The organism is Kibdelosporangium persicum, assembly GCF_013280595.1.
In the GTDB taxonomy this organism is placed as follows: Bacteria; Actinomycetota; Actinomycetes; order Mycobacteriales; family Pseudonocardiaceae; genus Kibdelosporangium; species Kibdelosporangium persicum.
Window position 1 is genome coordinate 66184 of record NZ_JAAATY010000044.1, and the last position, 10194, is coordinate 76377.

At 63.8% G+C, this 10194-nt stretch carries 2 protein-coding genes; both read left to right on the forward strand.

Features of this window, described 5'->3' with window-relative positions:
• The first annotated feature begins 760 nt into the window (after positions 1 to 760).
• A complete protein-coding gene (locus GC106_RS42970; RefSeq protein ID WP_173141957.1) occupies positions 761 to 5455 on the forward strand; it encodes a LamG domain-containing protein in 4695 nt (1564 codons plus the stop codon).
• Positions 5456 to 5551: 96 nt separating this feature from the next.
• On the forward strand, positions 5552 to 10194 hold a 4643-nt coding region (locus GC106_RS42975; protein WP_173141958.1), incomplete at its 3' end, for an RHS repeat domain-containing protein.

Below are 10194 nucleotides of genomic sequence, written 5' to 3' on the forward strand. Positions count from 1 at the left end.
TGCCTCTCCCTGACGTCGACGTTGCACGTGACCTCGAAGTACCCACACCGCCGGGCACTAACCTTCCGCACTCGATGGACACCGCTTTGGCGCACGAACCCGAGGATCCGACCGCAGCAGTCCGAACATGCAGGACGCGATGCGCAAAATGCAATTGTCCATTCCGGACGGCGTCCGAACGCCGTAGCACGGCGGTCGTCGCGGCGGCTCGAAGGCCCCGCGGCGGCTCTTCGGACGTGGTGAACCTCAACCGCATCGCCACCATGTGGCCCGAAGACTGATCTCCTCTTCGCCACGCGTGTCCGTGGTTCAGACTCGTACCAGTTGGAGTGAAATGCCGCCGAATCTACCCGGTGTAGTGCCTTGGTCACAGAATTAGCCTGGATGGAGTCTTTGCCAACGCGTGATCTTCGGTGAAGCTTCGTTGGTCAGGGTGGGAGTTGTGCGGTGTCGGGGCCGCGCGTGAAACGAGTCTGGAGTCCTGCTTAGTCATGGTGCGCCCAGCGGTGGTGCGTGGCCTCGTGCTGCGCTTGTTCAGTGCTGCAGGTCTCCGGTCGAAGCCGTGCACAGCCACAAGTGTAGGACGACGGGAAGTCGCGGATTCCGTTCATCTGCCCGTCATCACAGTCCGATGTGAATGATCACCCGGTGATGGCGGTGCTTGCCGCGGACCGCACGTCGTTGCTTGAAGGTTGAAGGGGGCATTATGCACAGGCTGGTGATTCGCCATGCCCGAAGACAGGCACTGACTGTATCGGCGGTGTTGCTCGCTGGGATAGTGTCGCCGTTGCCCGTGTTCGCCGGGTCGCCGGCCGCTGCCGCACCGGAACAAGTGTCAGATGAGGCGTCCGCACTGAAAATCGCACGGCAGAGCAACAAACCGGTGCGCGTGCTGAGCCAGACGGACGAGACCAATGAGGTCGTCGCCAATCCGGACGGACGTCTGACCTGGACGCAACACGCGCGACCGGTGCGGATCAGGCAAGGTGACGACTGGAGTCCGGTGGATGCCACGTTGGTGCGTCGTCCGGACGGGACGGTCGCGCCGAAGGCGGCCAGCGTGGACCTGACGTTGTCCGGCGGGGGCGACAAGTCGCCGATCGTCAAGGTCGGCAGGAATGGCATCGAGGTCGGCCTGGGTTGGTCTCGTCCTCTGCCCGAGCCTCGTCTGGAGGGGGCGACCGCCATCTATCCCGAAGTCCTGCCCGGTGTGGACCTGAAGGTGACCGTGAACACCACTGGGTTCAACCAGGTTCTGGTCGTCAAAACCGCTGAGGCGGCGAGGAATCCCGAGCTCAAGCGGGTGTCCTTCGGCTCGTACGGCAAGGGTGCGAAGGTCAGGGCAGTCGATGGTCGCCTGGAGGCCGGTGCGGACGGTCCGGTGTTCACGGGCGACGCGTCGCGGATGTGGGACTCCTCAGGTCCGGCCACCGAACGGGACCGGCTGACGGGCAAAGCGGACGGCGATCGGTCGGCTACGATGGGCGTCGAGGTGTCCGACGCCGCTGTGGCGATCATGCCTGATCAGGCGTTCCTGGCCGCGCCCGAGACGAAGTTCCCGGTCTATCTCGACCCGAGCTACGGGTGCAATGACTGCGGCAAGGCACACCACATGGTGGTGCAGTCGGCGTGGCCGACGGCGAAGAACTTCGACCGGACCGATGGCGCGCTGGGCGATCTGAAGGCCGGTTACATCTGCGACGGTCCGTGTTTCATCTCCCGGACCTACCTGCGGATGAAGACCGCGAAGGTGATCGGCAAGACCATTCATTCGGCCGGCTTGCACCTGGACGTGGTGCACGCCGCAGACTGCAACGCGCCCAGGCCTACCGAGCTGTGGTCGTCGAGTTGGTTCGACGCCAACAGTGACTACGACAACCAGCCGGGCTGGCGTGTTTTCCAGGGCTCCGCGTCGTCCTGCAATGGCATGGGGATAGACCTGGAAGCAGGGCAAGCGGTTCGGGAGGCTGCGTCCAACGCCTGGTGGGAAATGGCGTTGGTGCTCAAAGGCGCGGACGAAGGCGGCCAGCAGTCCTGGCGTCGGTTTACGCTCAACCCGTCCTTGGTCATCTGGTACAACGGTCGCCCTGACGCGCCCTATGACATGGGAGTCAACGGCTGGGGTGACCCGGCCACGTCAGCGCTGCCGTGCAAGGTCGGTGCCGAGCGCCCGTTCGTGGGAACCCGGTCGCCCAGGCTGCGTGCGCGGGTGAGTGACCCGGAGTCCCGGGAGTTCGGTGGTTTGTTGAATCTCACCGTGGACGTCACGCGCGGGCCATGGGACAAACCCGATGGTGATCTGCTGAAAGTCGCGGAGAACAACATCCCGGCGGGCAGCTACGGCGAGGTCACCGCGACCTTGCCAGGTGAAGGTGTCTACAACTGGCGCGCCATCACCGGCGACTATGAGCTGCTGAGCGACTGGTCTCCGTACTGCGAGTTCGAGATCGACACGGTCGCGCCATACGAGCCCGAAGTCACGTCTGGGGACTATCCGTCCGGCCGTGATTCCGGCGGTGTGGGAAAGCTGGGTTATTTCACCTTCAAGCCGCATTGGCGGAGTCACGACACCGCGTACTACCTGTACTCGTTCACCACTCAGGGCGGCGATGATCCGCAGATCCAGGCCAGGCCACGGCAGTTCAACGGTCCGGCGATGGTCAAGTGGGCGCCGACGGTGTCCGGGCCGCAGTTCTTGTCGGTTCGCACAGTGGACCGGGCAGGTAACCGCTCGCCGATCGTGCGGTACCGGATCGACGTCTCCGACTACCAGGTCGGAGTGTCCGGCAAGGTCGCGAAGTGGTCGTTCGACGATTCGCTGCAGGACGTTTCCGACGCCAAGACACTGGTTTACACCGGACCAGGCACGCCGGACGGCACGTTCGGCGAGGGTAAACAAGGCACGGGCGCGGTCCTTGACTCAATCAGCCGTGAGGCATACCACGCGAAGGACTCGTTGGTACGAACCGACAGCAGCTTCACAGTCTCGGCATGGGCGAAGCTGGACGCCAACGACGCAAACGCTGCTGTGGTGTCCCAGGACGGCGCGCGCACGTCCGGCCTGAAGATGTTGTACGACGATCAGGCCGATCGATGGGCACTGACCTTCGACCAGGCGGATAGCGACAACACGACCGTTGCGGTCAAGGCGCTTTCGTCGCAGCCACCGAACCTCCACACCTGGACACATCTGACTGGTGTGTACGACGTGGCCACGAGAAAGGCGCGGATCTACGTCAACGGCCAAGTGGCAGGTGAGGCGGATGTGCCGGCGACTCCGTGGAACTCGGCAGGTCCGTTTGTGGTCGGTGCGGCCAAGGTGAACGGTATGCGGGCGCAGTACCTCACGGGTTCGGTGGACACAGTGCGGGCTCATGGCAGGGCGTTGACCGGTGCCGAAGTTGCCACGTTGTACAACGGCACGTCGAACGCGGCTCCGGCAGGGGAGTACTTGTTCGAAGGAAACTTGACCAACACTGGTGCCAACAGCCACCTGACGGCGGCCGCGCCTGGGTACGACACTGGTTACGCCACAAAGGGATTGAAACTCGAGGCGACAAACGCGCAGCGGCCTGCGACGAGCACCGCGGTGCTGAACACCAGGGCCGACTTCTCGGTGGCGGCCTGGGTGAAGCTGGCCGACAAGAACAACCGTTACACGGTTGTCAGCCAGGATGCGAGCGTTAACAGCGGGTTCGTCGTGCAATACGACCCCGCTGCCGACCGTTGGGTGTTCGGTCTGGCCGCCGTCAACGAGGATCCGGCAGGCACTCAGTGGGTGCGCGGTACGTCTTCGCCTGAAGCGGGACAGTGGACGCACATCGCTGCAGTGCACGACAACGTGATGCACAAGATGTCCCTGTACGTCAACGGTGTTAGGGAAGCCGAGGCTGATGCCGGTGGCACAACCGCCAATGCAGGGCCGTTCGTGATTGGTGCCAACCGTGCGGACAACACGCGACGCGACCTGATGAACGGTGTGATCGACGAGATCAACGTGTACGACGGGGCGTTGAAGAACACCGAAGTCGGCCAGTTGGCAACTGTCCCGGTCGAACGAAACAGGTACAAGTTCGACGACACGTCAGGCCAGGCTGCCGCCAACTCAGTCGCCGGTGGTGCACCGGGCAGTCTGTACGGCACCGGAGTCAAATGGGGACAGTCCGGCGGCTCTGCTGCCGCTGTCTTCGACGGCAACTACGTCAGCCACATGGGCACCGTCGCCGGTGCTGGTCCGCTCGGCCGGTGGACGTTCGACAACACGACCAACGACGGGTCCGGCAACGGCCGAAACCTCGTTCACCGCACCAGGACTGGTGATGCGCCAGCGAACTACGCCGATGACAGGCATGGTCGGGTGGTGACGTTGAACGGGGACCAGCACCTGCAGCACATGAGTTCCATAGTGGACACCACGAAGAGTTTTTCGGTGTCCGCGTGGGCCAGCCTCGACCGGGCCACGGGGCAGGCGGTGATCGTTTCGCAGGACGGGACGGCCAGTACTCCGTTCCGGCTGATGTACTCGACGGCGCAGCGCCGTTGGGCGTTCAGCGTGTCCTCGGCCGATGGGCAGAACCCGGCGACCGCCGACGCGTACTCCAGGTGGGAACCGAAGACGGGTGTGTTGACACATCTGCTCGGTGTCTATGACTCGGCCAACAGCAAGGTGCTGTTGTACGTGAACGGTTACATCGAGGGCGAGGCTGCGGCCCCGACGATGTGGCAGTCCACGGGTGCCTTCACGGTTGGTCGTGCACGGTGGAACGGCACCAACACCGACTACTTTCCTGGTCGGCTCGACGAGGTCAGGGTGTACGACCGTGTGCTCGGCCCAGCGGACGCACACGGCCTGTGGAATCTCGGCAGCAATGTTGTCACCCCGTTCGATTCGAGGATGCGCGCCGACAAGTCGTGGACGGTGGCCGCGTGGGTTCGTGCGGACGAGTACAGCACGCATCCCCCGCAGGCGATCGCCTTCGGTGCGATCAACCGGTCGTCTCCGCTGATGCTGGGCTATATCCCGGAGTCCAGGCGGTGGGGAGTCACCGTGGACATCTCCGCTGGTCCTGATCACCAGGGCAAGCGGACTGTCAGCGACAACGAGGCGCATACCTACGGCGATGCGAACGGCTGGGTGCACCTCGCGGCGACCTATGACGCGGTCAACCGCAAGGTCGAGTTGTACGTCAATGGGGACAAGCAGACTTCGGCAATGGTGGATGGCGGCCAAGTCGTCAAGGTCGACCCCGCCAACCCGCATCCGCAGTACGCCGGGGTGAACACGACGATCGTGACGCCAGGACGGGACCTGCTGATGGGCCGTGCCACCTGGGACGGTCAACCCACCGGGTTCTGGAAGGGCGGGCTGCGCGATGTGCGGGTGTTCACCGGTGTGCTGCCGGAGGCTTGTGGCTGGGAAGTGCCCGTCTGCCTGAACGATTTGCGATTCCAGTAACGGTTTTCCCTGTGCTTGTGGGCCTTTGCCGGTCGTTCGGCGAAGGCCCGCGGCCGACCTCCTTTGCCTTCCGTCGCTCCTACGGGGAGTACCCGAATGCGTGTGCGTGCCTTATTGATCAAGGCGACAACTCTCGCCACGGCGTTGATGGTGACTGCTACGTCGGTCACCGCGATCGCGTTACCTGCTCAGGGCGACCCTTCTGCTCCTGCGGTGCAGAAGGAGCGAAACATCACCGGCCAGCCGGTCAAAGTGAATCCGTTGCCGAACATGGCGATGCCCAAGGAGCCGGTCAAGCCGGTTGTGTGGCCGGCCGTTGAGAAGTCTGAAGTGGACACGCGAGGACGGGCCGCGCCGCAGCAGGTGGGCCAGTCCCCGGTGGCGGTGTCCGCGCAGCGTGATGTCAAGGTCGCGGTGGAGACTTTGGGCCAGGACGCGTCGGCGAAGGCAGGCGTGGCAGGCACGATGCTCAAGGTTTCGACCGCGAGCAAGGGCGAGACCACGACGGTCCGCTTGAACTACAGCGGCTTCGGTCACGCTTACGGCGACGACTATGGATCGCGGCTGACGTTCCAGCGGTATCCGGCGTGTGTGCTGACCACACCGGACAAACCGGAATGCAAGGTCGCCACACCGTTGCCGACGAAGAACGACGCACGGCGGATGGAGCTGACCGCCGACGTGCCTGCGGTGAGCCAAGAGGGCACAGTGATCGCCGCGGCTGCCGCCGCGGCGGGGTCGGCCGGTGACTACAGCGCGAGCAGCCTGGCGCCGTCGGGTTCCTGGAGCGCGGGGGATTCCAGCGGTGACTTCACCTATTCGGTGCCGGTGACGTTGCCTGCGGCGCCAGGTGGTCCGGCGCCGCAGTTGGCGTTCGCGTACTCCGCGGGTAGTGTGGACGGCCGGACTTCGGCGACCAACAACCAGGCCTCGTGGGTGGGTGAGGGCTGGGAGCTGTCCACGGGCGGCTTCATGGAGCGGTCCTATACCGCATGTGAGATCGACAAGGCCGGGAGCAACCAAGGCGACAAGAAGACCGGCGACATGTGCTGGAAGGACGAGCGGTACACGATCTCGCTCGGCGGGATGTCCGGCAAGCTGATCAAGGGAAGCAACGGGCTGCTGCGGCCGGAGAAGGACGACGGTTCCAAGATCGAGAAGATCGGCGGATTCACCGACGGCTACCAGGGCGAACATTGGAAGGTCACCACGATCGACGGCACGCAGTACTTCCTCGGCCTCAACCGGTTGCCCGGGTGGACTGCCGAGAGCGGCAAGGCGGAGACGACGAACTCGGTGCTGACCATGCCGGTGTACGGCAACCATGCGGGCGAACCGTGCAACAAGCCAGCGTACGCGGACTCGATGTGCATGCAGGCCTACCGATGGAACGTCGATTTGGTGATCGATCCGCGCGGCAACGCGATGGCGTTCTACTACGACAAGGAAACCAACTTCTACCAGCGCAATGGCTTTCGCGGGGTGAACACCCAGTACGACGCGTCGAACCGGCTGGCCCGGATCGAGTACGGCCTGCGGGAGAACGCGTTGATGGCCAAACCGCCCGCTCAGGTGGTGTTCCACACCGCGGAGCGGTGCCTGCCCAGCGGTGTGATCACGTGTGATCCGGGGCAGTTGACCAAGGACACTGCGGTGCACTGGCCGGATGTTCCGTTTGATCGGATCTGCAACGCTGGCGAGGACTGCACGGACCGTTACTCGCCGGCGTTCTTCACCCGCAAGCGGCTGACCAAGGTCGTCACGCAGTCGTTGCGGCAGGACGGCAGCGGTTTCGACGACGTGGATTCGTGGTCGTTGCGGCAGGAGTTCCCGCCGACGGTGGACGGTTCGCCGAAGTCGTTGTGGTTGTCGGGTGTCACCCGGGCCGGTCATGTCGGCGGGACGGTGACTCTGCCGGAGGTGACGTTCGCGGGTAACCCGTTGCCCAACCGAGTGGACACGAGCGACGACACTGTCGTTCCGATCACCCGTTACCGGCTGACGAGGATCGTCAACGAGGCGGGTGGTCTCACCGAGGCCGAGTACCTGCCCGGGGAGTGCACGCCGACGAACCTGCCAACGCCGCACGACAACAAGATGCGGTGCTATCCGGTGTTCTGGAACAAGCCTGGTCACCAGGATCTGACTCTCGACTGGTTCCACAAGTATGTCGTGCGAGCGGTGACCGAGGACGCCAGGACTGGTGGCCCGTCCAAGACCAAGTCGGAGTTCCAGTACTTCACCGACAACCTGGCGATGTGGCACTACGACTCCAACGACCTGGCTGAGGCCAAGCACCGGACGTGGTCGGAGTGGCGTGGCTACCCGCGTGTCCGCACCATCAAGGGTGATGACAGAGAGACGCGCAGTGTCAGCGAAAAAGTGTATCTGCGCGGCATGGATGCCGATTTCCAGCCCAATGGCATGCCACCGAGGGATGTCTGGGTGGAGGATTTCGGCGGACGGGTTGAAGATGTCGATCAGCTCTCGGGGTTTGTTCGCGAGAACCGGCTGATCAGTGGTGACCGGGTGGTCTCCGCGTCGGTGAACGAGCCGCATCTGATCGAGACTGCCAACGACGGCAAAGACCGCGCGGTGATGTTGCTCAGCAAGTGGACCCTGGAGCGGAGTCTGCAGGGCGACGGTACGACGTGGCGGCAGACACGGTCGTCTTCGCAGTACAACAACATGGGGTTGGCGGAGCGGACCGAGGACGAAGGTGATCTCGCGGTCAGCGGCGACGAGTCGTGCACGGAGAAGCAGTATCTGCGCAACGAGGCGAAGTGGATGTTCACGTACATCTCGTCAGTACGGAGTATCGCCAAGCCGTGTAGTGCGTGGCCGGGTACTGACGATGACATCACGACCTTCGTCCAGTCCGCGTTCGACGGCCAAAAGCCACTCATGGCGCCGACACGCGGCATCGTCACCTCCTCGTTCCGGTGGAACGGAACAGGTGCCTTCCAACGTGTCGAGTCGACGATCGCCGACGAGTACGGCCGCACAATCGAGTCGACGGACGCGGACGGCGGCAAGACGCAGGTCATCTACACCCCGGCGACCGGAAATCCGCACACGGTGACCACGATCAACCGTGCTGGCTGGGAAACCAAGTCGTTGCTGGACACCGCCCGAGGCGCGGCGCTGACCGAGTTCGGCCTGAACGGTGAACGCTCGGATCTGGAGTACGACCCGCTCGGCCGGTTGGTGAAGGTGTGGAAACCCGGCCGGTCAAAACTGGGCAACCAGTCACCGAACGCCGAGTACTCCTATGAGTACCGCAAGGACGCACCGACGGTCGTGACGTCGAAGTCGCTGAAGGAGAACGAGCAGTACACCACCTCCTACAACCTGCTTGACGGCATGTTGCGCTCGCGGCAGACGCAGACACCGAGCCCGATCGGCGGGCGCATCCTTACCGACACGTTCTACGACTCGCGTGGTAACGCGAATGTCGTCAACAACGCGTACTACAACAAAGATGAGCCGTCGACGGAGTTGTTCGGCGCACAGGGGAACGCGGTTCCCAACCAGACGGTGACGGAGTTCGACGATCTGGGCCGTCCGCTGGAGACTATCCAGAAGGTGATGGACGTCGAGCAGTGGCGCACCAAGACCCGCTACAGCGGCGATATCACCTACACCACCCCGCCCGAGGGTGCCACCGCGACGGCGGTGATCAAGAACGCGCTCGGCGCGATCGTGGAACGGCGTGACTACCACCAACGCAGCACCGACGGGCTCTACCGGCCTTCAGCGCCGTATGACGCTACGAAGTATTCGTACGACGCCAAGGGCAAGCTGAGCAAGGTCGTCGACGTACAGGGCAACACCTGGGAGTACAAGTACGACCGGCTTGGCCGCAAGAACTGGAGCTCCGACCCGGACACCGGCGTCAGCACCTACGAGTACGACGTCATGGACCAGCTGAAGTCCACCACGGACGCGCGTGGCCGCAAGCTGGTGTACGACTACGACGACCTCGGCCGGGTAACCACCACGTCCGAAGAAGTCAACGGTGTGAAGACCAAGCTCACCGAGACCGTCTTCGACACCCTCCGCAAAGGCCTGCCCACCTCCTCGACCCGATACGTCGGCGGCAACGCTTACGTGCAGCAGGTCGACCGATACGACAGTCTGAACCGGCCGGACTACGTCTCGGTGGTGATCCCCGCGGTCGAGGGCAAGCTCGCGGGCACCTACCAGTACCGCACGAGCTACTCCGCGGTGACCGGGCTGGTCCAGTCTGAGGAGCTGCCCGCGGTCGGTGGTCTGCCCCGTGAGTCGATCCACCGCACCTATAACGAGTTCGACCTGCCGTTGACGACCAACGGCCTGAGCAGGCTTGCCTCCGAGCACACGTATTCGGCGTACGGCGAAACGCTGCGGCTCACGCACGGCGAGAGCCCACGCAAGGTGTGGATCAACAACATCTACACCGAGGGCACCCGCCGCCTGCACAACACACAGGTCAAAACCGGTGGGGACCCGGAGATGATCGAGTCAGACCGCACGTACACCTACGACCCGGCCGGCAACATCACCAAAATGACCCAAGCCGGGGCGTTCGCCGCGGAGACGCAGTGTTTCACCTACGACTATCTGCGCCGGATGACCTCCGCGTGGACACCTCGGAGCGGTGACTGCGCGGCGCAGAAGAGTGTTGCCGGGCTGGGCGGTCCGGGGCCGTATTGGCACGATTTCACTTACGACAGGATCGGCAACCGCGCGACGCAGGT